The sequence below is a fragment of the Streptomyces sp. NPDC050988 genome (assembly GCF_044456225.1).
Taxonomy (GTDB): Bacteria; Actinomycetota; Actinomycetes; order Streptomycetales; family Streptomycetaceae; genus Streptomyces.
The window spans coordinates 77934-100564 of the sequence record NZ_JBITFQ010000038.1; the positions used below are offsets into that span (position 1 = coordinate 77934).

23 protein-coding genes and 2 pseudogenes are annotated in these 22631 nt (G+C 70.1%); 11 read left to right on the top strand and 14 right to left on the bottom strand.

Annotated features, from left to right (window positions below; genetic code table 11):
- Positions 1 to 71: 71 nt before the first annotated feature.
- The 3 genes from ACIBEI_RS43840 to ACIBEI_RS43850 all read right to left on the bottom strand — a co-directional run bounded on the left by ACIBEI_RS43840 (position 72) and on the right by ACIBEI_RS43850 (position 2892).
- Positions 72 to 1208, bottom strand: coding sequence for a hypothetical protein (locus ACIBEI_RS43840; protein ID WP_398896602.1), 1137 nt, complete (start codon positions 1206 to 1208; stop codon positions 72 to 74).
- Positions 1209 to 1364: 156 nt separating this feature from the next.
- On the bottom strand, positions 1365 to 2315 hold the full coding sequence (locus tag ACIBEI_RS43845; RefSeq protein WP_398896631.1) for an isopenicillin N synthase family dioxygenase: 951 nt from the start codon (positions 2313 to 2315) through the stop codon (positions 1365 to 1367).
- Positions 2316 to 2412: 97 nt separating this feature from the next.
- On the bottom strand, positions 2413 to 2892 hold the full coding sequence (locus ACIBEI_RS43850) for a nucleoside deaminase (protein WP_398896603.1): 480 nt from the start codon (positions 2890 to 2892) through the stop codon (positions 2413 to 2415).
- A gap of 167 nt (positions 2893 to 3059) precedes the next feature.
- Between ACIBEI_RS43850 and ACIBEI_RS43855 the strand changes: the two genes are divergently transcribed.
- Together ACIBEI_RS43855 and ACIBEI_RS43860 are read left to right on the top strand one after the other, a co-directional pair.
- The gene (locus tag ACIBEI_RS43855) at positions 3060 to 3584 is read left to right on the top strand and encodes a hypothetical protein (protein ID WP_398896604.1); all 525 of its coding nucleotides are present in this window, start codon (positions 3060 to 3062) and stop codon (positions 3582 to 3584) included.
- Positions 3585 to 3655: 71 nt separating this feature from the next.
- Positions 3656 to 4312 (top strand): DUF6518 family protein, encoded by a 657-nt coding sequence (locus tag ACIBEI_RS43860; protein ID WP_398896606.1) that lies wholly within the window; start codon positions 3656 to 3658, stop codon positions 4310 to 4312.
- Positions 4313 to 4319: 7 nt separating this feature from the next.
- Here ACIBEI_RS43860 and ACIBEI_RS43865 read toward each other — a convergent pair whose 3' ends face one another.
- The 7 genes from ACIBEI_RS43865 to ACIBEI_RS43895 form a co-directional block, all read right to left on the bottom strand.
- Positions 4320 to 5099, bottom strand: a complete 780-nt coding sequence (locus ACIBEI_RS43865) for a VOC family protein (RefSeq protein WP_398896607.1) — start codon at positions 5097 to 5099, stop codon at positions 4320 to 4322.
- A 94-nt stretch (positions 5100 to 5193) separates the two neighbouring features.
- Positions 5194 to 5661 carry a GNAT family N-acetyltransferase gene (locus ACIBEI_RS43870; RefSeq protein ID WP_398896608.1) on the bottom strand — a complete coding sequence of 156 codons (468 nt, stop codon included), beginning with the start codon at positions 5659 to 5661 and terminating at the stop codon, positions 5194 to 5196.
- Positions 5662 to 5979: 318 nt separating this feature from the next.
- Entirely contained in the window at positions 5980 to 6972 is a 993-nt protein-coding gene (locus ACIBEI_RS43875; RefSeq protein WP_398896609.1) for an aldo/keto reductase, read from the bottom strand.
- 69 nt (positions 6973 to 7041) lie between these two features.
- Positions 7042 to 7500, bottom strand: coding sequence for a nuclear transport factor 2 family protein (locus tag ACIBEI_RS43880; protein WP_398896610.1), 459 nt, complete (start codon positions 7498 to 7500; stop codon positions 7042 to 7044).
- Between the two features lie 171 nt (positions 7501 to 7671).
- Positions 7672 to 8466, bottom strand: a complete 795-nt coding sequence (locus tag ACIBEI_RS43885) for an ABC transporter permease (RefSeq protein WP_398896612.1) — start codon at positions 8464 to 8466, stop codon at positions 7672 to 7674.
- Entirely contained in the window at positions 8463 to 9452 is a 990-nt protein-coding gene (locus tag ACIBEI_RS43890) for an ATP-binding cassette domain-containing protein (RefSeq protein WP_398896613.1), read from the bottom strand. Before ACIBEI_RS43890 ends, ACIBEI_RS43885 begins: the two co-directional genes overlap by 4 nt.
- Positions 9453 to 9542: 90 nt before the next feature.
- A complete protein-coding gene (locus tag ACIBEI_RS43895) occupies positions 9543 to 10217 on the bottom strand; it encodes a DUF4097 family beta strand repeat-containing protein (protein WP_398896614.1) in 675 nt (224 codons plus the stop codon).
- Between the two features lie 257 nt (positions 10218 to 10474).
- Between ACIBEI_RS43895 and ACIBEI_RS43900 the strand changes: the two genes are divergently transcribed.
- A complete protein-coding gene (locus ACIBEI_RS43900) occupies positions 10475 to 11236 on the top strand; it encodes a helix-turn-helix domain-containing protein (RefSeq protein WP_398896616.1) in 762 nt (253 codons plus the stop codon).
- A 130-nt stretch (positions 11237 to 11366) separates the two neighbouring features.
- Here the strand turns inward: ACIBEI_RS43900 and ACIBEI_RS43905 are convergent, their stop codons facing one another.
- Positions 11367 to 12551: a sensor histidine kinase gene (locus ACIBEI_RS43905; RefSeq protein ID WP_398896617.1), complete on the bottom strand. Its 1185-nt coding sequence runs from the start codon at positions 12549 to 12551 to the stop codon at positions 11367 to 11369.
- A 57-nt stretch (positions 12552 to 12608) separates the two neighbouring features.
- Positions 12609 to 12967: pseudogene (locus ACIBEI_RS43910) on the bottom strand (hypothetical protein).
- Between the two features lie 213 nt (positions 12968 to 13180).
- On the opposite strand from ACIBEI_RS43910, the gene ACIBEI_RS43915 reads away from it, so the two are divergent.
- Both ACIBEI_RS43915 and ACIBEI_RS43920 read left to right on the top strand, forming a co-directional pair.
- Positions 13181 to 14125: a Scr1 family TA system antitoxin-like transcriptional regulator gene (locus tag ACIBEI_RS43915; protein WP_398896618.1), complete on the top strand. Its 945-nt coding sequence runs from the start codon at positions 13181 to 13183 to the stop codon at positions 14123 to 14125.
- A pseudogene (locus ACIBEI_RS43920) lies at positions 14094 to 14210 on the top strand (DUF397 domain-containing protein); the annotation flags it as partial. The gene ACIBEI_RS43915 and the pseudogene ACIBEI_RS43920, both read left to right, overlap by 32 nt.
- Here ACIBEI_RS43920 and ACIBEI_RS43925 read toward each other — a convergent pair.
- The gene (locus tag ACIBEI_RS43925; RefSeq protein WP_398896620.1) at positions 14155 to 16140 is read right to left on the bottom strand and encodes an NACHT domain-containing protein; all 1986 of its coding nucleotides are present in this window, start codon (positions 16138 to 16140) and stop codon (positions 14155 to 14157) included. The pseudogene ACIBEI_RS43920 and the gene ACIBEI_RS43925 sit on opposite strands and share 56 nt — an antisense overlap.
- Before the next feature lie 273 nt (positions 16141 to 16413).
- Positions 16414 to 16887, bottom strand: a complete 474-nt coding sequence (locus tag ACIBEI_RS43930) for a PLD nuclease N-terminal domain-containing protein (RefSeq protein WP_398896622.1) — start codon at positions 16885 to 16887, stop codon at positions 16414 to 16416.
- Between the two features lie 106 nt (positions 16888 to 16993).
- Between ACIBEI_RS43930 and ACIBEI_RS43935 the strand changes: the two genes are divergently transcribed.
- The 6 genes from ACIBEI_RS43935 to mqnE all read left to right on the top strand — a co-directional run bounded on the left by ACIBEI_RS43935 (position 16994) and on the right by mqnE (position 22473).
- Entirely contained in the window at positions 16994 to 18454 is a 1461-nt protein-coding gene (locus tag ACIBEI_RS43935) for a menaquinone biosynthesis decarboxylase (RefSeq protein WP_398896624.1), read from the top strand.
- A complete protein-coding gene (gene mqnP / locus ACIBEI_RS43940; protein ID WP_398896626.1) occupies positions 18451 to 19353 on the top strand; it encodes a menaquinone biosynthesis prenyltransferase MqnP in 903 nt (300 codons plus the stop codon). The genes ACIBEI_RS43935 and mqnP overlap by 4 nt, the downstream gene beginning before the upstream one ends.
- A 47-nt stretch (positions 19354 to 19400) precedes the next feature.
- Positions 19401 to 19973, top strand: coding sequence for a Uma2 family endonuclease (locus ACIBEI_RS43945; protein WP_398896627.1), 573 nt, complete (start codon positions 19401 to 19403; stop codon positions 19971 to 19973).
- A 31-nt stretch (positions 19974 to 20004) separates the two neighbouring features.
- Complete coding sequence (locus tag ACIBEI_RS43950) at positions 20005 to 20682, top strand: UbiX family flavin prenyltransferase (RefSeq protein WP_398896628.1); 678 nt, start codon at positions 20005 to 20007, stop codon at positions 20680 to 20682.
- A 118-nt stretch (positions 20683 to 20800) separates the two neighbouring features.
- The gene (locus ACIBEI_RS43955; protein ID WP_055616806.1) at positions 20801 to 21256 is read left to right on the top strand and encodes an Lrp/AsnC family transcriptional regulator; all 456 of its coding nucleotides are present in this window, start codon (positions 20801 to 20803) and stop codon (positions 21254 to 21256) included.
- Positions 21257 to 21309: 53 nt separating this feature from the next.
- A complete protein-coding gene (gene mqnE, locus ACIBEI_RS43960; protein ID WP_398896629.1) occupies positions 21310 to 22473 on the top strand; it encodes an aminofutalosine synthase MqnE in 1164 nt (387 codons plus the stop codon).
- The last annotated feature ends 158 nt before the right edge of the window (positions 22474 to 22631 follow it).

A 22631-nucleotide genomic window follows, 5' to 3' on the forward strand; every position in this document is an offset into this window, starting at 1 on the left:
CACAGCTTGTGGAGAAGGGTCGGCCGCGGATAAGACCGGGCCTGCGGAAAGGACCAGGCCTGCGGAAAAGATCAGGCCTGCGGAGAAGGATCGGCCTGCGGAGAAGGCCCGGCCGACGGCGGCAGTGGAAACGACAGCGGCAGCGGCAGTGACAGCGGCACGAGCAGCGCCCGGGACGACACCGTGCGGCCGGGCTCCCAGCCGGTGGCACGGGCCACCTCCGGCAGGGCTCGGCGCGCGGCGTTGTGCAGGGAGGGGTGGCCGTCGCCGCGCAGCCCCGCGAAGAACGCCACCCGGTCGGCGATGCCGTCGGCCCGGTCCCGCAGCACGGGGCCGATGAGGCCGACACCGGCCGTGGCCTGGACGTTGTCGACGAGGACGACCGGGCGTCCGGGCCGGTGGGTGCGCTGTACGGCACCGGTGTAGGCGTCGTCGAGATCGGCCAGCAGGGCCCGTACGAGATACCGCTCGGCGTGGGTGCGGGAGTCGCCGCCCGCCCTGAAGTGCCCGGCGAGCAGGATGAGTCCGAGCTTCGGGTTGCCGCCCGCGCTCGGGCAGTCGCGGTACCAGGTGGCCGCCTTCCGCAGCCGGCGGTGGGTGGGCGTGACGCCCTCCGAGAAGACCTCCAGGGTCGCCTCGATGATCGGCTCGACGACCAGCCCCGTACCGGACAGCGCGTCGACCAGTCTGGTCGACACCCGGCCGACCCAGCGGCCGGTGAATCCGGCGACCCAGGAGCCGGTGTCGTTGAGCAGCAGGATCCGTTCGGCCTCCTGCCGGATGCGGGGCAGGTCGCGGTCGCGCCAGCCGCCCGCGGCGACAGCCAACAGCCCCGCCGTGAGACGCGGAAAGGCGATCCGCCCGGCACCGGCGACCGGTTCGGCGAGCTGCTCGGCGATCGTCAGGACGGCCTGAGACACGGGCGACCAGGCCTCGCCGGGCCGCCGCGCGGGAGGTCGCGCGAACAGCTCGTCCTCGCAGTCGATCAGCGCGAGGGGAGTGTGTCCCGCGTAGGCGGCGCGGAGTTCGCCGAGCACCGCGCTCTTGCCGAGCCCGGGCCCGCCCGTGAACACCACGAACGGCGGCTCCTTCGCGTACTCCAGAGGAGTCGGCCCGTGCTGGAACGGGCACAGCCCGACAAGCCGTGCGACGAGGCCGGGCGGATCCGTGTCGAACAACGCCCCTCGGCCGTGCAGCCCACTGTGCACCGCATCTCCCCCTGGGGCGGTCCGGTTCTCCGTGCTGTTGAGAGGTGTATCAACAGCAGCGCGGAGAGGGGGAGTTGATTCGGAGTAGGCCGCATGATGTCCGGCAGCTTGCGAAAGTGTCGCCGCGGTTGGCGGAGACTGATCGCGGAATCGGTGTCAGACCACCGTGATCGAGTCCAGTTTCGCCCGCAGATACACGTGCGAGTCCACCGGCTCGTGGGCCACCCGTCCCACCGGAGCCGGGACGGACTCGACGACGGTGCCCGGAGTGCACTCGCCGAAGTAGACGAGGGACATCAGCTCCTCGGCGGGGGCGTCGGCGGGCGGGGGCAGCACGCGGTGACGGCCGGAACGCCACCGGTCTCCCGTCCAACGGGCCATCAGGTCACCGATGTTGATCGTGAAAGCCTCCGGGTCGAAGGGCGCGTCCTCCCAGCCGCCCTCGTCCGTGTAGACCTGCAGACCGCCCTTGCCGGCCTGGCGGTCGAGGATGGTGACCGTGCCGAAGTCGGTGTGCGGGCCGATGCGGAACTGGCCTTCCTCGGGCTCGCCGATGACCTCCGTACCCGGGTACCAGTTGATGTTGAAGCCGTAGGTCGGGTGGCCCATGTGCCTGGTGAAGAAGTCGGGTTCCAGGCCCAGGGCCTCGCCGAGCAGGGCGAGGAGGTGCTTCTCCAGCTCGGCCATCCGGGTCAGGTACTCCTCGCACAGCGCCCGGAGTTCGGGGGCCTCCGCGGGCCAGACGTTCGGCGCGTACCACTCCGCGTTCGTCGCCGGGTCGTCGAAGGGCTCGCGCGTCGCGAAGGTCAGGGACTCCTTGAGGTCGGGCGGGGTTTCCGTGCCCTCCGAGTAGGCGTTGGCCTCGGCCCCCGGGCCGAGCCAGCCGCGGCCGCCGACCTTGACGGCGTACGGCTGCTTCACCTCGGCGGGCAGCCGGAAGAAGGCGCGGGCGGCCTCGCGGATGTCCGCGCGGAGGGCGGGATCGACACCGTGGCCGGTCACCAGGAGGAATCCGGCGCTCTGGAGCGCCGCGTCGACCGTACGCGCGATCTCCTCGCGGGCCGCCGGGCCGCCGGAGACCCAGGGCCGCAGATCGACGGTCGGGATACGGGGACTGCGGGGGGTACGGGGGGTACGGGAGGTACCGGGACTGCTGCTGCCGCTGCTGCCGCTGGGGCCGCTGGGGCCGCTGGGGGCGGTGGTGTCACTCACCGATGTCCTCATTCCACAGCTCGGGTCGGTCCTTGATGAAGTCGCGCATCAGGGCGGTGCACTCGGGGTCGTCGAGGAGCACGATCTCCACGCCGTGTTCGGCGAGCCAGTCGTGCCCGCCGTGGAAGGTCTCGGCCTCCCCGACGACGACCCGCGAGATCCCGAACTGCCGGACGAGACCGCTGCAGTACCAGCAGGGGGAGAGGGTGGTGACCATCGTCGTGCCCTTGTACGTACGCTGCCGTCCCGCGTTCCGGAAGGCGGCCGTCTCCGCGTGCATCGACGGGTCGCCGTCCTGGACGCGCCGGTTGTGCCCGCGCCCGAGCAGGGTGCCGTCCGCTCCGTACAACGCGGCCCCGATGGGGATGCCGCCCTCGTCCAGCCCCGTGCGTGCCTCCTCGACAGCGGTGACCAGCCATGCGCGTGCCTGCGCCTGCGCCTGCGCCTGTGCCTGTGCCTGTGCCTGATCCATGCCTTCCACTTTCCTGTTTCCTTCGGCCGGTATGCCGGGGCGACGTCCGGAAAATACCCGGTGGGCGACCAAAGTTGCGGGCACATAGACCATCGGCCGACGACCGGACAGCCGGTGCCCGCAAGACTGGAAACCGCACCATCGGCGCCGGACGGGGGAGAAGCAGCGTGGACGTTGAGAAGAGCGGTCCGGATCCGCGGGGCGAGACGGTGGCGGGCTCGGGGGAGGCCACCGTGCTCGCCGAGCCGGTCTGGCAGCTCATGCTCGTCTGCGTGGGGTGCGGGGGCGTGGGCGGCTGGCTGCTCACGCTCCTGGCCGACCTGTGGCTGTCGCTGCCCTGGGTGCCGATGAAGGGGCCGGCCCGGCTGCTGGCCTCGGTCCCCGAACCCTGGCTCACCGTCGGCGCGGTCGCCGTGGGCCTGGCGCTGGGCGTGCTGGTCGGGTTCATCGCCGTGTACGAGTCCCTGACGGCCCGTATCTCCAACAGTCGGGTGGTGCTCACGATCAGGGACGCGGACCAGGAGTTCACGTACGACGAGATCGCCCTGGCATGCCGGGACGGCAAGCAACTCGTGCTGGTCGCCCCGGACGGCGGGGAGTTGGCCCGGGAGCGCTGCGGCCTGCCCTGGCGCCGCCTCGCCGAGGCCTTCACCGCGCACGGATACGAATGGGGAGCGCCGCGGGGGTCCTAGGGCGCCGGAGCCCCGCTGCGTACGAGAGAAGTCTATACACTCTGCGTATACGCAGTGTGTATAGTGCGGCCATGTCTACCGGAACCGTGTCCCGTGGCGGCAGCTCCGCCGGTGTCCTCACCGCTACGGCGACCATGACCGCGACCGCCGCCTTCGGGCTTCTGCTCGGCTGGGCGACGTACGGCCTGCACGGGACGACGCCCCTGCTGGAGCGGGCGACCAACTCGGTGTCCACCTGGATCATCTGGACCGCCGTGGCCGGTGCCCTGATACGTACCCGGCCGCTCGCCGTCTGGGGCGGGGCGTCGATGATGCTCGCCACCTGCTGCGGCTACTACACGGCGTCCACGCTCGGGGACACGTTCGGCGCCGGAGGGCTCGGAATCGCCGCCGTGTGGTCGGTGGCGGGGCTGGCCGGAGGGCCGCTGCTGGGGTGGGCCGGGTGGACGGTGCGGCGCGGGCGGGGGGACGTACGGGCGGTGGCCGCGGCGGCCGTCCCGATGGTGGTGCTGGGGGAGGGACTCTGGCTGGGCCTGGCGCTCGGCTACTGGGGAGAGGCGGCCGTCTTCCTGGCCGTCGGCGCGCTGCTCACCGCCCTCCTGACCGGCTGTCTGGCGCGCGCCGGGGTGCACCGCTACTGGCTGTGCCCCGTGCTCTCTCCCGTCAGCGCTCTCGCCTTCTACCTTGCCGAGAAGGGCATCCTCAACGGCCTGCTCGGATCGGTGTGACGCTGTCCTAGGCGGGCCTGGTGATGACCGAGAACTCCACGCCGAAGGGGTCCTTGAGAGTGGCGCTCCGGCCGTACGGGGTGTCCTCGGGGGTGTCGGCGGTGCCGCCCGCCGCGACGGCACGGCCTGCGACGGCGTCCGTGTCGGCCACCTCGAACGTGGTCGCCCAGATGGACCTGGGGGCGACCGGGAAGCCGAAGATGCCGCCGATCTCGTGGCCGTCCGGGCGGCGCAGGAAGGTGAAGTCGAGGTCCGGGAGGGTCTTGTTGCCGTCCAGGGTGTAGTCGAACACGGACGTGTAGAAGGCCCGGGCCGGCTCGGGGTCCGGGGTGACCAGGTCGTTCCGTACGAGTGAGTCGGGCTCGTTCACGACCTCGCAGCCGACGTGTGCCCGCGCCTCCCAGAGGCCGAAGCGGGCGCCGACCGGGTCCTCGGCGAGGGCCGCGCGGCCGTGTTCGCCGATGTCCGTCGGAGCCATGAGCACGGATCCGCCCGCGTCGGAGACGCGTTTGGCGGTGCCGTCGCAGTCCGCGGTCGCGAAGTACATGGTCCAGTCGGGGTTCGTGGTCGCCGGGGCGGCCTGGGCGATGGCCGGGGCCTGGGCGATGGCCGCGACGGGGCGTCCGCGCAGCAGGCAGACCGTGCCGAGGCCGGTCTTCGCGGAGTCCGGTGCGTACTCCCATCCGAAGAGCGCGTTGTAGAACTCCAGCGCTCGATCGAGGTCGGGCACCCGGAGGTCGATCCACGTGGGCGTACCGTCCGGCTGGATGGTGGTGACGAGGCTCATGGGGGCTCCTTGGTCGGTGGGCGGAGGCTGTGAGCCCGACGATAGGAGCCGTGTAGGCCAGATCACGTCCTACTGCGGCCGACCCGACCAGGACTCACGCCAGCCGTAGGTCGATCCAGAGCGCGCTCTCGCCCGGCAGGGTGTACCGGTCGAACTCGACGAATCCGTGCCGTTCCGCGAACCGCAGTCCTTCGGTGTTGGCGGCCAGTACGACGGTCTCGATCCGCCGGGCGCCGAGTTCGCGGGCCTGCGCGAGCGCCCGTACATAGAGCTGCTCGCCGAGTCCTTGGTGGCGGTGGGCGGGGAGTACGCGGGCGATCACGGTGGCCGTCGCCGTGTCGTCCGTGGGGGGTCGCACCGTCGTACACCCGACGAGGACGCCGTCGAGGACATCGCCGAGGACATCTCCGAGGTAGGCGACCTCCAGGTGATTCCGTCCGGCCCGTTCCCGCACCTCGTCGAGGTCCATGGCGGCGGGTGGCACGATCACGTTGTGAACGTGCCGCCAGTCTTCGAGCAGGGGCTCGGTGGCGTCGACCCGTTCGATACGAAGGTCAGTCATGGCGGCAGGGAATCGCCTCGGGCGGGTGGGAGTCAACCGTGTTCTTCGCCCCCGCCGCCCCTACCCATTCCCGTCACTACTCAGGGGCTCCGCCCCCGAACCCCCGTAAAAGATCGCGCAGTTCCCCGCGCCCCTAAGGTCTTTAGGGGCGCGGGGAACTGCGCGACAAGCCCCCACCGGCCCGCACCCGACAACCCACCCCGCAAGCCCCCACCCCCCCAGCCTCTCCGGCGTTTGAGGAGCGGGGGTTCGGGGGCGGAGCCCCTGAGTAAGGGACGGGAATGGGTAGGGGCGGCGGGGGCGAAGAAAACCCCCTCCCTACGCGGGCGTCGGCGCCCCCTCCCGCAGCAACCCCCTCCCCTTCACCGCCGCCCAGAAGTCCCCCGGAACAGGCTGGTCGAAGAGGGACACGGTGCCCGCCACCTCCTCGGGCGAGCGGGCACCGACGACCACGTTGGTGACCGCGGGATGGGCGAGGGGGAACTGGACGGCAGCCGTCAACGGCGAGACGCCGAAGTCCGCGCAAACCTGCCTCAACGCCCCGATCCGCGCGGCCAGTTCAGCCGGAACGGACGTGTACCCGTGCGGAGCCCCCGACCGCGGATCCGCCAGCAACCCCGACTGATAGACCCCGGCCGCCATGACAGCCACCCCCCGCTCGACACACAGCGGCAGCAACTCGTCGAGCCCCGACTGGTCGAGGAGGTTGTACCGCCCGGCCAGCAGCACGCAGTCGGGTCCAGGATCTGCGGCCTCCCGCAGGAAGCGCGCCGCCACGGGCGCGTGATTGACGCCGAGGGAGACCGCGCCGACGACACCCTCGGCCCGCAGATCGGCCAGCGCGCGATACGCCTCGCCCACCGCGGCCCCGAAGTCCTCGTCGGGATCGTGGACATGAAGGACGTCGATCCGGTCGAGCCCCAGCCGCGCCAGGCTCTCCTCGACCGACCGCAGCACCCCGGCGTACGAGTAGTCGAGCCGGGGCCCGACCCCGGCCGGCGGGTCCGCCCAGATCGGCTGGGTGTCCGGCCCGCCGGGCTCGATGAGCCGTCCCACCTTGGTGCACAGCACGTACGTGTCCCGGGGCCGCGAGGCGAGGGCCGCGCCCGTACGGGTCTCCGAGCGCCCGTACCCGTACACGGGAGCCGTGTCGAAGAGTCGTACGCCCAACTCCCAGGCGGTGTCGATGGTGTCGGCGGCCTGTTGCTCGGGCACGGGCTCGAACAGGCCGCCCAGGGAGGCGAGTCCCAGACCGAGACGGCTGACCCGAAGTCCCGTGCGGCCCAGTGGTACGAGGTCGTCGGCTCTCATCACCAACCTCTCCCCGCGACACGGTCCGTCTAACACGACCCGTCTGACGCAACGCGCCGGAGTCGGCACCTACTGGGACAGGGCGGTGACCACCGCCGGCAGGCGGCCCATCGCATGTGCCACGCCCAGCCCGTCCATGTAGTCGCGGACATGTGTGATCAGGCCGCCGCGGACCCGGATCACCAGAAGGCCGGGGAAGCTGAAGGGCCGGCCGGTCGTGGTCACGGTCCCGGTGACGGTCTGCTCGACGGTGATCACCTCGGGGTCGGTGCTGTCGTGCACGACGACGTCACGGATCTCCCGCGGCCGCGCCGGGCTCGCACCCCAGGCAGCCCGATAGCCCGCACGCACCTCCTCGCGCCCCTGGTACCGCTCGGGCATGCCGGGGAAGAGGAACGGGAACTCGTGGACGCCGTCCACCGCGTAGAGGTCGGCCAGGTCGTCCGCGGAACCGTCGAGCATCGCCTGCTGATAGCGGGCCAGGACCTCGCGGGGGCCCGGGGAGTTCACGGCTGCTGTGTCCGGCATGGCATCAGTCTCCCTTCGTTCGGGTCTCCAGTGTCCGTCGGTCCCGTAGAGCCAGTCTCCGTCGGTCCCGTAGAGGACGCCTACAGGGCGGCGTCCTCCGACGTGGTCTCGGAGTACGCCGCCCTGGGGCGGGACGAGTTGCGGGGGACGTGACCCGCGCTGTCACGGCGGTTACTTCGGGTCGCTGTTGAACTTCGCGGTCGACCAGAAGTAGCCGAGCACCGCGAGACCCAGGCACCAGGCGAGGGCGAGCCATCCGTTGTGGCCGATCTCGGTGCCGAGCAGCAGGCCCCGCAGGGTCTCGATGGCGGGTGTGAACGGCTGGTACTCGGCGACCGGCTGGAACCAGCCCGGCATGGAGTCGACCGGGACGAAGGCGCTGGAGATGAGGGGCAGGAAGATGAGCGGCATCGCGTTGTTGCTGGCCGCTTCGGCGTTGGGGCTGATCAGGCCCATACCGACCGCGATCCAGGTGAGCGCCAGGGCGAAGAGCACGAGCAGCCCGAACGCCGCCAGCCACTCCAGGACCGTGGCGTCCGTGGAGCGGAAGCCGATGGCCGCGGCGACGGCGCCGACGAGGATCACGCTCATCACGCACTGCAGGACGCTGCCGACGACGTGTCCGATGAGTACCGAAGGGCGGTGGATCGCCATCGTGCGGAAGCGGGCGATGATGCCCTCGGTCATGTCGTTGGAGACCGACACCGCGGTGCCGATGGTCGTGCTGCCGATGGTCATCAGCAGCAGGCCCGGGACGAGATAAGCGATGTACGCGGACCGGTCCGGACCGCCGCCACCGCCTATACCCGCGCTCATCGTGTCGCCGAAGACGTACACGAAGAGCAGGAGCAGCATGATCGGGGTGAGCAGCAGGTTCAGGGTGAGGGACGGGTAGCGCCGGGCGTGGAGCAGGTTGCGGCGCAGCATCGTGGACGAGTCGCGGACGGCGAGGGCGAGGGTACTCATCGGGCGGTCTCCTTGGGCTGGCCGGGCTGGGTGGGCTGGTTGGGCTGGTTGGGGATGTTGGCCGGGCCGGTGAGGGCGAAGAAGACGTCGTCGAGGTCGGGGGTGTGGACGGTGAGTTCGTCGGCGTCGATGTCGGCCGCGTCCAGCCAGTCGAGGATGGAGCGCAGTTCGCGCTGGCTGCCGTCGCTGGGGATCTGGAGGGAGAGTGCCTCGTCGTCCCGGGTGGCCTCGCTGATCGCGAGGGCGGCCGTCTCGTACGCGGCCGGGGCGTCGAAGCGCAGTCGTACGTGTCCGCCGGGGATCAGGCGCTTGAGCTCCTCGGCGGTGCCCTCGGCGGCGATCTTGCCGTCGTTCAAAACCGCGATGCGGTCGGCGAGTTCGTCGGCCTCCTCCAGATACTGGGTGGTGAGGAAGACCGTGACCCCGCCCGTGACCAGCTCCCGGATGATCTGCCACATGTTGTGGCGGGAGCGGGGGTCGAGGCCGGTGGTGGGTTCGTCGAGGAAGATGATCCGGGGGTTGCCGACCAGGGTCATGGCGATGTCCAGGCGGCGTTTCATGCCGCCGGAGTAGGTCGAGGCTGGCTTCTTCGCCGCTTCCACCAGGTCGAAGCGTTCCAGGAGTTCGGCGGCGGTCCGGCGTCCCTCCTGCTTGGACAGGTGGTGCAGGTCCGCCATGAGGAGCATGTTCTCCTCGCCGGTGATCAGGCCGTCCACGGCGGAGAACTGACCCGTGACACCGATCGCGGCCCGCACGGCCTGGGGGTCGGCGGCCAGGTCGTGGCCGCCGATGTGGACGTCGCCGGTGCCGGGGCCGGCGGAGATGAGGGTGGAGAGGATTTTCACGGCGGTGGTCTTGCCGGCACCGTTCGGGCCGAGCAGGGCGAAGACCGTTCCTTCGGGGACTGCCACGTCGACGCCGTCGAGGACGGTCTTGACGCCGTAGGACTTGCGCAGCCCGTTCGCCGCGATGGCCAAGTCGGTCATGATGGGTGCTCCTTCAGAGCTGCGGTGGGTGAAGTCGCCCAGGGACAGCGGATGTTGATGCCGTCCAGAGCCTGTGGACGATGTGGTCGTTCAGAGGCTGCGGGCGGTGATGTCGCCGTAGGCCGTGGTCGCGCGGATGCTGAGGGCGGCGTCGGCGCCGTCGGTGTTCTTGAGTGCGTTGTTGATGCGGCCGTAGGTGGTGCCGGCGTCCAGGGAGGCGGAGACTCCGCGTGCGGCGCCGACCGTGATCTCTCCGGCCTCGGTGCGGAGTTCGACCGTGCCGCGCATGGCCTCGGCGATGTGGATGCCGCCCTTCTGGGTGCTGATCTCCGCGGGACCGCCCAGACGGCCGACCGCGACGTCACCCGCGAGGAGGGTGAGGCGGGCGCTCGCGGTCTCGTCGAGCTTGACCGAGCCCTGCGCGCCCTCGAAGGTGACGTCACCGAGCCGCCCGACGCCCCGGAACTCGGCGCTGGCCGCCTTCGCCTCGATACGGGAGCCGACGGGCAGTTGGACCGTCACCTCGACGGATCCGGTGTGACCGAGGATCCGGTTCTTCGCCGGTGAGGTCTCGATCCTCAGGACACCGTCGTCGCCGTACGTGACCTCGGTCTGTTCCGCGGCCTTCACGTCGCGGCTGTTCGAGTTGTTCGCCGGCAGGACCTCGACCGTGGTGTCGGCCCGGTCGGCGGCGATGAAGCGGATGCGTCCCGCCGGGATGTCGAGAACGGCGGAGATCGCGGCGGGGGTGTCGAACTTGTGCATGGTGTTCTCCTCTTGCGGTGCTTGTTCCGCACCGCTGTCGGTCTTGCGCTGCTTGTTTCTGACAACCGAAACGCTACGTTGCGTTCATGAATCTCGCAATGAGATTGTTGCACTCGATAGGCATCAGTGCAGGTCAGATGTTAAATATCGTTGCAACCGTCTGGCATTTAATGCAACGCCAGTCATGTCGCTCGTTGCATTGGGTTGCGAGTGAACGCTATGCTGCAGGCGTTGAACAAGCGTGAAAGGGGACCGTGATGCCGGGAGGCAGACTCACCCAGCAGGAACGCCAGCAGATCGGGCTGGGACTGGCCGACGGGCTCGCCTACGCGGAGATCGCCAGGCGTATCGACCGTCCGACCTCGACGGTCACGCGTGAGGTGATGCGCAACGGCGGCCCCACCGCCTACCGCCCCGACCTCGCCCACCGCGCCACCGAGCGCCGCGCCCACCGGCGCAGGCAGGCCGAGCCCCGCGGGTCGGCGGCAACCCCGCAGCCGTACGGGCGTGACGCGGAAGCCGTGCGCGAGTACGAGGAGACGTTCACCACCGTCTTCATGCGGCAGGGCCTGCCCAAGATGATGTCCCGGGTGCTGGCCTGCCTCTTCACCAGCGACTCGGGCAGCCTCACCGCGTCCGAACTCGTCCGGCGCCTCCAGGTCAGCCCGGCGTCCATCTCCAAGGCGATCGCGTTCCTGGAGAGCCAGGACCTCGTCCGCCGGGACCGCGACGAGAACCGTCGCGAGCGGTACACGGTCGACGACGACGTCTGGTACCAGTCGATGGTGGCCAGCGCCCGAGGCACCTTCCAGCTCGCCGAGACCGCACGGCAGGGCGTCGGAGTCCTCGGCCCCGACACCCCGGCCGCCGCCCGCCTCGAAAACATCGCCCGCTTCCTCGACTTCGTGAGCGAGAGCCTCATCCGCGCCGCGGACCAGGCCCGCGAAGTCCTCCACACGAAACCCGAACCGACCCCGAGCGGCGCCGCCGAGCCGAGCCCGGACAAGGGTGGTGAGTGACGGGAGCGACTGGTGGGAGTGAGCTACGGGGGCGAGGGATGGGGTGAGCGGCGGGGCGGGTTGCGGGGGTGAGCGGCAGAAGCGCGAGGCCCCTTCTGCGCGCCCCGCAGCGACGGCCTCCCCGCGCTCGTCAGTCCGCCGCCGCCGTCCCCGTCCCCGTCCCCGTCCCCGTCGCCGTCGTCGTCGCAGGCAGTCGCAGTCGGGCCCGGTAGCCGCCGTCCGTCGTCGGGCCCGCCTCGAAGGAGCCGTCGAGGTTCTCGGCCCGTTCGCCCAGGCCGATCAATCCCTGTTGGGAACCGGGCAGTTCGAGGGTGGGACGGGTCGGCGGGGTGTTCGTGACGGTCACGCCAAGCTCGTCGTCCCGGTGCCACAGCTGTACGGTCGCCGTCGCGCCGGGCGCGTGTTTGCGTACGTTCGTGAGGGCCTCCTGCACGGTCCGGTAGACCGCGCGCTGGACCGGGGCCCCGATGCCGGGCGGCAGTTCGCCCTCCAGGCTCACCTCGATACCGCTCGTGTCGATCAGTTGGCGCAGGTCCGCGAGTGTCGGCTGCGGGGTCAGCTCGGTCGTACGGCCGCCCGAGGCCCGCAACAGCGTGACCATGTGCCGCAGTTCGTCGAGCGTCGTGACGCTCAGCTCGCGGATGGTCCGGGCGGCCTCGCGCGTGCCGGGGTCCGGCGCGCCGACCTGCAGCGCCCCGGCCCGTACGGCGATGAGGCTCACCTGGTGGGAGACGACGTCGTGCATCTCCCGGGCCAGCTGGGCGCGTTCGCGGGCCAGCACGTTCTGGGCGTGCAGCAGCCGCTCGTGCTCGCGTGCCTCCTCGATCTCGACGAGCCGGACCGCGGCGTCGCGCCGGGCCTGGACCAGCTGGCCCAGGAAGACCGGGGCCGCCGCGGTGGCCAGCAGGTAGACGAAGTTGACGAAGGTCCAGGTGCGGTCGTCCGACGCGTACTCCGACAGTGGCCACGGCATGGCGGAGGCCGCCGCCGACGCGGTGGCGCAGACGGTCAACAGACGCCGGTCCCGGCTGAGTTCGGCCAGTGTGTAGAGCGCGGCCAGGGGTGCCACCACGACCGACGAGAACAGTGCGGCGGGCAGCGACAGCACGAAGACGGGCAGCGGGAAGCGCCGCCGCATCGCGAGAGCCGCGCAGGCGGCGACCGAGAGGACCACCTCAACCGGGGTGTCCCGGTCGAGCTGCCACCACACGTCCAGCGCCGCGAGGGCGACGAGCAGCGCGTCGACGAGCCGGGCCGTCGACACCGACACCGGCATCGGCATCGGACGCGGTCGCGGTCGCGGACGCCTGGTCATGAACCGCCGGTTCCTTCTGCCCCTCACCCGCCCCTCACCTGCCCCTCCCCCTTCCCGTCAACGGCCTGCTTCCCCGTGGTCGGCGTGATGTTTCTGACGGTGCATGTCTTCCACGCTGGCCGCACGCAGATGCCGTCTCAGCAGCACATCGGCGTCGGTCTCCGCGCTGCGGTCGCACCAGGCACGGGCGTCGTCACGGCGTATCGCCAGCTCCGTGCAAGCCGGGCAGCCGGGGACGGGCACGGGCGGACGGCTCAGGTCTTCCTCCTCCACAGCCTGACGTACCGTCACAGTGCCCTCCCCGACCGCCTGTTGGCGGCCTTGAGAGCCGCCGCCAGGCGCTCGTCGGCGGTCGCCGGGCGGATCCGCTCCGGGTCGGCCTGCCACTCCCGGCCGCCGCCCACCGGGCGCAGCATCGCGTACGGGCCTGTCGTGTCCCGGTACTCGCCGACCCGTTGTGTCACCGGGTCGTAGACGAGGGCTCCGCGTTCCGGCGCTGTTTCTGCTTCCACTGACGCTCCGTACGTTGGCTCATTACTCTGGGTGCATCCAGCGTTGCTGAACGGAGCAGCCCGTTTCAACGCATGACGCGTGCCACTGGCCCACTGTCACGGAGGGGAACGGACGCCGTGAGTCGACGCAACGCCGAGGGTGGTTCGGCGGTCACGACCGCCGCCGTGTTCGGGGAGGTCCTGAAACACTTCCGCGAGACCGCCGACCTCACCCAGGAGGGCCTGGCCCGCCAGATCCCCTGCGACCGCTCGCACGTGGCCCGCGTGGAGGCCGGTACGCGCGTCCCGCAGGACACGTTCGCCAAGTCGTGCGACGAACTGCTGGGTACGGGTGGGGTGTTGGTGCGGTTGTGGGGGCGGATCGACTGGTATCCGGAGGTACAGCATCCGGACTGGTTCGAGCGCAGGGCCGAGATGGATGCGCAGGCGGTGGCCCTGCGGGAGTATCAAGAACGGGTCGTCCCGGGCCTGTTGCAGGCGCCGGGCTACGCGCACGCGCTGTTCTCCCAAGTCGCGAGCGGTGATGAGGTGGAGGAGCGTGTCCGGGCGCGGCTGAGCCGCCAGCCGCGCTTCCTGGCCGACGGTGGTCCGATGTACGTCGCCGTCCTGGACGAGAGCTGTCTGCGCAACGCGGTGGGGAGTCCGGAGGTCATGCGTGACCAGTGCGCGCATCTGCTGAGCGTCGGACAGCGCCCCAACATCCGTATCCAGGTGGCCCCGGCGGGCCTCTTCGGGCTCGTCCGCCCCAGGGGCTCGATGTCGTTGATCAAGCTGCCCGACGGGCACGAGTGGGTGTACTCGGAGTCGCTGGACCGTGGGCATTTCAACGACGATCCGGCCGTCTTCGCGCGCTACAGCCAGACCTATGATGTGCTCAGGGCGGACATCCCGTCGGCCCGCGAATCCGCCGCTCTCATCAGCGACGTGATGGAGGGGTACGAGCATCATGGACAGGTACGAGCTGAGCGCGGCGACCTGGATCAAGAGCAGCTACAGCGACAACAACGGCGGCAACTGCGTCGAAGTCGCCCCCGCTATCCCCGACATCGTCCCCGTCCGTGACAGCAAGAACCCCACCGGGCCCACCCTGCTCATCCAGCGGAGCGCCTGGGCGGTGTTCGTCGAGGGCGTGCGGTACTCGGCCTAGCGGCCGTCGTGTGGTCCGCCAGCCAGTCCCTCAACTCCCGGTGGCGGAACTCGAATCCCGAACCGCTGCGCCGTAACAGTCCGGCTTCCGCTGCCCAGTCGAGGAAGGCACCGAGGCGCAGCGGGAACGTACCGCGGGTGCCGTAGCGGAAGGCGAGGTAACGGGAGCCGGCGCCGCCGTAGCTGAAAGCGGCTCCGTACAGGGTGACGGGTACCGCGATGATCAGGCTGTCCCCGAAGCTGTACCAGTGACTCAGGGTGGCCACCGAGCCCACGATCACGAGGAGTGCGCTCGCCGCGGTCGCCGTGAACTCCTGTCTCATGACCTGGCGGGGGGTCGCGACGTCGGAGGGCCTGCGCAGCAGACTCGCGACCGCCGCCGGGAGCACCATCCCGGCCACGGCGCTCACCGCCCACCTGAAGTCCAGGGCCAGCCAGGTGGCACCCCCGACGGCCGCCGTGACCGCGAGCAGCGCGGCGACCAGTCCCGGATGGCGCCACGGCACGAGATGGCGCAGGGTACGCGGGTTCACGTCGAGCGGGTAGTCCTTCCAGGCGAGGGTTGCACCAGCGATCAGCGCGGCGGTGAAGCCCACGACGTTCGGCGTCAGGCCGAAGGCTGTCGACACCCAGGGCAGGAGGATGTACGCGATGAGGGACGCCACCAGACGAGTGTCGAAGATCTTCCTGGCACCCTCCATCCGCCACAGCTCGTGCAACGCCAGCACCGCGTGCGGCCCGTTGTCCGCGTCCCCGTCACCGCGGGCGTGCCGGGCGAGGGGGTGCAGCCACCGGTGGGCGTCCGCGTGATCGTGGCCGCCCGGGTGCAGCGCCGTGACGGCCTGGATGTATCGCGACAGCAGGAACTCGTCCAGCTTCCGCGCCCGGCGCCGCTGGAGCAGTTCGCCCGGGTCGCCGCCGGCCTCGTACACCGTGGCGACCAGGCACAGCCGCCACGGTGTGGACAGCCGTTGGGCCAGCGGGCCGTCCGGGTAGGCGGCGAGGTGGTCGAGCAGGGGCTGCCAGCGGGTGCGGTCGGTGGCGCGTTCGGTGATGTAGGCGAGGGCGTCGGGCGCGGGCACCGGTTCGACGGCGACGCGCGCGGCGTCGAGCAACCGCCTCTTCCGGTCGGGCTCTTCGCTGCGGGCGAGGGCCGCGTACGCCTCGTCCCGGACGGTCAGGACGAGCGCGCCGGGCTCCCTGCCGTGCTGATGGCGATTGAGCGCCTCAAGGGCGTCCCGGGCCCGTGGGGCGTTCGGGTCCGTGTGGCCGGAGGGCAACGGTTCGTCCATCTCGTCGAGGCCGTCGAGTACGGGCAGCACGAGACGGTGCTCGACCAGCTGCCGGGCGCGGCGGCGCGGCCAGTCGTACACCCGGCGCAACTGGTCGATCAGCAGCTCGTCCAGTGATGTGCGCGTGTCCCAGCTGGCCAGTGGAATCCGCACGGGCACCGGATGGCCGGGCCCGCGCTTCTCGATCAGCGCGAGCAGCAGCTCCAGCGCGAGCATGGTCTTGCCGGAACCCGCGGGTCCGGTGATGACGAGACGGCGCGGGCTGAGGGAGGTGAAGTACGTCCAGATGTCCGGGAGTCTGGACGGCTCCGACTCGGAGGAACCCCCAGGCCCCGACGGCAGGGCGGACTCGAAGGCAAGCGTCCGACCCGCCTCGCGCGCGTTTCGGGCCGGGCGTCCGGCCTCGTCGACGAGGCGGTACCGCAGGTCGATCCGCCTGTGATCGTCACCCAGCAACCGCCGCCACGCCGCCTGCTCGACGTCCCGCACCTGCCGTGCGAGATCCTCCGCCCAGGTGGTCCAGCGTCGCGGCACGACCTCGTGGCGGTGGACATCGACGCTCTGGGCCTGGATCAACGTGCTGTCGCGGAGGCCGCCGTGCACGGTGTTGCGTACGCCAACTCTGTCGTCGTCTGCCAACTCTCCCTCCCGACAAGGAAGTTAACGGCACCCACGCAGGATCGCGCAACGCTCGGTGCGCACCACCCAGGCGTTCTACCGCCGGGCCGCCCCCGCGGGGAACTGACCGTGTGGAGCACTCCGGGCCGAGCGAGGGGCGAGTGTGGGCACAGTCCCAGCGACACACCGTCTGCACGGTGTGTCGCTGGGACTGTGCCCACAGTTGCCAGCCGGTGACGGGATGCGCCAACAGCATCGGGACGGGAATGGGTAGGGGCGGCGGGGGCGAGATCCTCAGGCCTTCGGCGGGGCGGCGTCGTCAGGGCCCTCGCCCGTCCCGCCCTCCCGGCGCTTCAGTTCCTCCTCGCGGCGGCGGAGGTCGTCCTCCCAGTTCTTGAGGTGCGCCTCGTCGCCCGTCACGGCGTCCGTCGGGCCGTCGTCGCTGCCGCTGTCCTTGCCCTCGCCCCTGCCCCTGCCCTTGTCCTTGCCCTGGTCCTTGCTGTCGTCCTTCAAGGACTTCAGAAACTCCGGGTTGTCGTCGGGCGCGACCCAGCCGCCCCGGCCGCCCCGGCCGGAGATGCCGCGCGGCTTGCGCTGGTGGCCGACGATCAGCCAGGAGATGGAGCCGACGAGCGGGAACAGCAGCACGAGGATCGCCCAGAGGGGCTTCGGGATGTACCGGATGTCCTTCTCGTCGGTCGTGATGCAGTCGATGAACGCATAGATGCTGAGCCCCAACGGCACCAGAATCATCAGCACCCGAAGCATTCGGCGGTCCCCCTGCGTGTGGAGAGTGGAGATGCGTGCAAGATCGGGGCCGGGTGAGCGGCCCCCGTCACAGGTTCAGGGTAGCGAGTAGCCGATACTGGAACGCATGGCTTACGACGATCTTCGCTCCCTGCTCCGGGCGCTCGAGCGTGAGGGCGACCTCAAGCGCATCAAGGCCGAGGTGGACCCGTATCTGGAGGTCGGGGAGATCGTCGACCGCGTCCAGAAGGCGGGCGGTCCCGCCCTGCTCTTCGAGAACGTGCGCGGGTCGGCGATGCCGCTCGCGATGAACGTGTTCGGGACGGACCGCCGGCTCCTCAAGTCGCTCGGCCTGAAGTCGTACGAGGAGATCAGCGAGAAGATCGGCGGACTGCTCAGGCCGGAGCTGCCGCAGGGGTTCATCGGCGTGCGCGAGGCTTTCGGGAAGCTCGGCGCCATGACCCACGTACCGCCGAAGAAGATCAAGTCCGACAACGCGCCGGTGCACGAGGTGGTGCTGCAGGGCGACGAGGTCGACCTGGACCAACTGCCCGCCCTCTTCACCTGGCCCAAGGACGGCGGGTCCTTCTTCAACCTGGGCCTGACCCACACCAAGGACCCGGAGAGCGGCATCCGCAATCTCGGGCTCTACCGCCTCCAGCGCCACGACAAGCGCACCATCGGCATGCACTGGCAGATCCACAAGGACAGCCGCAACCACTACCAGGTGGCCGCGCGGAAGGGCGAGCGGCTGCCGGTCGCGATCGCCTTCGGGTGTCCGCCCGCGGTGACGTACGCGTCCACGGCCCCCCTGCCCGGTGACATCGACGAGTACCTCTTCGCAGGGTTCGTTCAGGGCAAGCGGATCGAGATGGTCGACTGCAAGACCGTGCCGCTGCAGGTGCCGGCGCAGGCCGAGGTCGTACTGGAAGGGTGGCTGGAGCCCGGCGAGATGCTCCCGGAAGGCCCCTTCGGCGACCACACCGGGTTCTATACGCCGCAGGAGCCCTTCCCCGCCCTGACCATCGACTGCGTGACGATGCGCAAGCGGCCGCTGCTCCAGTCGATCGTGGTCGGCCGGCCGCCGACGGAGGACGGTCCGCTGGGCCGGGCGACGGAGAGGTTCTTCCTCCCCCTCCTCAAGATCATCGTGCCGGACATCGTGGACTACCACCTCCCCGAGGCGGGCGGTTTCCACAACTGCGCGATCGTCGCGATCGACAAGAAGTACCCGAAGCACGCCCAGAAGGTGATGCACGCCGTCTGGGGCGCCCACATGATGTCCCTGACCAAACTGATCGTGGTCGTCGACTCCGACTGCGACGTCCACGATCTGCACGAGGTCGCGTGGCGCGCGCTGGGGAACACGGACTACTCCCGTGACCTCACCGTCGTGGAGGGGCCGGTCGACCACCTCGACCACTCCTCGTACCAGCAGTTCTGGGGCGGCAAGGCGGGCATCGACGCCACGAAGAAGTGGCCCGAGGAGGGGTACACACGGGACGGCGGCTGGCCCGACATGGTGCTGTCCGACCCGGAGACGGCGGCGAAGGTCGACCGCCGGTGGAAGGAGTACGGACTCTCGTGAGCAGCGCATCAGCCGCGATCCCGCAGCCGGGGCGCACCAAGGCGTTCCTGCGCCTCGTCATGATCGAGCACTCCGTCTTCGCGCTGCCCTTCGCGTACATTGCGGCGCTGACGGCGATGTTCACGCTGGACGGGAACATCCACTGGGGCCGGCTGCTGCTGGTGACCATCGCGATGGTCGGCCTCCGTACGTTCGCCATGGCCGCGAACCGGATCATCGACCGCGAGATCGACGCCCGCAATCCCCGTACGGCCCATCGCGAGCTGGTCACCGGAGCCATGTCGGTGAAGCACGCGTGGACGGGCGCGCTGGTCGCCCTGGTCTTCTTCCTCGGCGCGGCGGCCCTGCTCAACCCGCTCTGCCTGGCGCTCGCGCCCATCGCGGTCATCCCGATGGTCGTGTACCCGTACGGCAAGCGGTTCACGAACTTCCCGCAGGCCATCCTCGGTCTCGCGCAGGCGATGGGGCCGATCGGCGGCTGGCTCGCGATCACCGGCGAGTGGTCCTGGGACGCGGTGATCCTCGGCCTCGCGGTCGGCATCTGGATCGGCGGCTTCGACCTCATCTACGCCTGCCAGGACGTGAAGACGGACCGCGAGATCGGCGTCATGTCGGTCCCGGCCCGCTTCGGCATCCCGGCGGCCGTCTGGGGCGCGCGCGTCTGCCACACCCTCACGACGGCCCTCTTCGTCTGGTACGCCCTGGCCACCGACGCGGGCACCTTCTTCTGGGTCGGCCTGGTGATCGTCGCGGGCGCGTTCCTGTACGAGCACTCGATCGTCCGGCCCCATGACCTGTCCCGCGTGAACAGGGCGTTCTTCAGCGTCAATGGCTTCATCGGGATTGCCCTGTTCGGGTGTGCGTTGCTTGATCTTCTGGTTCGCGGTCTGACCGTGTGAATAGCGTGCGGCCTACCATCGAGGGCAGGAACCCCAGGGAGGCCACCGTGACCGTCTCGGACCGTGACCGCCTGCACTCGCAGCTCAGCAAGCTGGAGGACATGTTCCCCGGCTACCTGACGGAGATTGTCGAGGGCAGCATCGTGATGGATCCGGTCAGGCCGTTCCACGGGCGGACCATCCAGCGCCCGTGGGCCCTCGTCGAGGACCAGCTGCCGCCGGAGTGGGTCGTGGTGAGAGATGTGGCCTTTCCATTCGATGACGCCAACGAGTTCTGCCCGGACCTCGCGGTCATCCCCGCCGAAGCGGAGGCCGAGAACCGCAGCGCGTACCCGTTCGACCTGATCGAGTTCCTTGCCGAGGTGGTGTCTCCGGAGAGCGTCCGGCGCGACTACGAGGTGAAGCCCCGCTGGTACGCCTCCCGCGGCATCGCCAACTACCTGATCCTCGACCCGCTCAAGGGCCACTGCGTCACGATGTGGAACCCGGGCGCCGACGGCTACCGGGGCCGCGACATCATCCCGTACGGCACGGACCTGACCGTCGATTCGCCGCTGGGCAAGCTGACGATCGCCACCGCAGGTCTTCCCATGGATCCGAAGGCGCGCGACCGGTCCTGAGCTCCGGGCGGTCCGCCGGTAGGCTCAGGGTGTGAACGCAGGAGAAACTCAGCGTCGGCCTTGGATCGTGGGGGTCTCCGGCGCGTCCGGAACGCCGTATGCGGCAGCCGTGCTGCGTGCCCTCCTCGCGGCCGGTGAGAGCGTCGACCTGGTCGTCTCGCGGGCCTCGCGGCTCACGCTGCTCGACGAGACCGGGATCAGCTTCCGGGACGGCCACTGGCAGGAGGACCTCCGGGAGTGGCTGGGCCGGGGGGCCGACGGCAAGCCCGGCACCTTCGCGGTGGACGTCGACGACGTACGGCACTGGAGCGCGGGGGACCTGGCGGCGGGGCCGTCGTCGGGCTCGTACGCCTCGAAGGGCATGCTGATCGTGCCCGCCTCCACCGCCTGTGTCGCCGGGGTCGCGCTCGGCCTCTCGAAGGACCTGTTGCAGCGCGCCGCGAGCGTCACGCTCAAGGAGCGGCGCAAGCTGGTCGTCGCCGTCCGCGAGACCCCGTTGAACGGGCAGACCCTGCGGCATCTGGTGACACTGGACGACGCGGGCGCGACCGTACTGCCGGCCTCCCCGGCGTTCTACGCGGGAGCCACCCACATCCAGGACCTGGTGGACTTCGTCGCCGGGCGCGTGCTGGACGCGGCGGGCGTCGGGCACACGCTCTACCGCCGCTGGGAGGGCGAACTCGGCGGGGGCTCACGCACGACGACCTGAGCAGTACCGGAGTAGCACCCGGGCAGCACCCGAGCACCACGTTCGACCCGTACGACCGAGCAACGCGCAGTACCCACACATCACTTCAGGAACTTTTCAGCGGAAGGCTATCGATCGCATGGACGCGGTGGACAGGCAGCTCATCCAGGCCCTCAGGGAGAACGGCCGGGCCTCCTACGCGGAGCTGGGACGCCTCGTCGGACTGTCGGGACCCAGCGTCACCGACCGCATCAACCGCCTGGAGGCCGCCGGTGTCATCACCGGCTACCGCGCGACGGTCGACGCGACCTCGCTCGGCCTCGGCGTCACCGCCCTCATCGGCATCTCGCTCTCCGACGCCACCGACCACGAGGACGTGGCGCACCGGCTCAAGGACCTCAACGAGATCGAGGACTGCTGGTTCATCGCCGGCGACGACTCCTACATGCTCAAGGTGCGGGCGCCCGACGTGGACGGTCTGGAGAAGACCATCCGGCGGCTGTCGGGGACCAAGGGCGTCTCCCGGACCCGTACGACCATCGTGCTCTCCACGAAGTGGGAGAACCGGGTGGGTGAGCTGCCCGAGGAGGAGTAGGCAGCGGGGCGTACGGTTGGCAGGGTTCGTCACTTACGAGAGGTAGAAGCAGCATGGATGTCGGGCTCAAGCGCGAGCTGGAGGACAAGGTCCGGGCCGGTGAGCGGCTGACCCGCGAGGACGGCATCGAGCTGTACGAGTCGGACGACCTGGCCTGGCTGGGCGGGCTCGCCCACGAGGTGCGGACGCGGAAGAACGGCGACGTCGTCCACTTCAACGTCAACCGCCACCTCAACATGACGAACGTGTGCACCGCGTCCTGCGCCTACTGCTCGTTCCAGCGCAAGCCGGGCGAGAAGGACGCGTACACGATGCGCATCGAGGAGGCCGTCCGTCTCGCCAAGGCGATGGAGGGCGAGAACCTCACCGAGCTGCACATCGTGAACGGCCTCCACCCGAACCTGCCGTGGCGCTACTACCCGCGCTCGCTCAGCGAACTGAAGAAGGCCCTTCCGGACGTCTCCCTGAAGGCCTTCACGGCCACGGAGATCCACCACTTCGAGACGATCAGCGGTCTGTCGGCGTCCGAGATCCTGGACGAGCTGATCGACGCGGGTCTGGAGTCGCTGACCGGTGGCGGCGCCGAGATCTTCGACTGGGAGGTCCGGCAGCACATCGTCGACCACCGCACCCACTGGGAGGACTGGTCGCGCATCCACCGCCTCGCGCACGAGAAGGGTCTCAAGACTCCGTGCACGATGCTTTACGGGCACATCGAGGAGCCTCGCCACCGGGTCGACCACGTGCTGCGGCTGCGTGAACTCCAGGACGAGACCGGCGGCTTCCAGGTCTTCATCCCGCTGCGCTACCAGCACGACTTCGTCGACGTGAAGGACGGCAAGGTCCGCAACCGCCTCCAGGCGCGGACGCAGATGGCGACGGGTGCGGAGGCGTTGAAGACCTTCGCGGTGTCGAGGCTGTTGTTCGACAACGTCCCGCACGTCAAGGTCTTCTGGGTCATGCACGGTGTGCAGACCGCGCAGCTGGCGCTTCAGCACGGTGCGGACGACATGGACGGGTCGGTCGTCGAGTACAAGATCACGCACGACGCGGACAACTACGGCACGCCGAACAAGCTGACGCGTGAGGATCTGCTCGACCTGATCCGCGACGCCGGCTTCCGCCCGGTCGAGCGGAACACCCGGTACGAGATCATCCGCGAGTACGACGGTCCCGACGCGGGGCGTCGTGAGTCGCCTCAGCCGATGAGGGTTTGACGTTCTTGGTGTGACTGGTCGGGTGCGGGTGGGTGGGGGCTGGTCGCGGGGGGGGGGGGGGGGCGGCGCCCCCCCCCCCCCCGGGCGGGGGGGGGGGGGGGGGGTGTGGGGGGGGGGTGGGGGGGGGGGGGGGGGGGGGGGGGCGGGGGGGGGCGCCG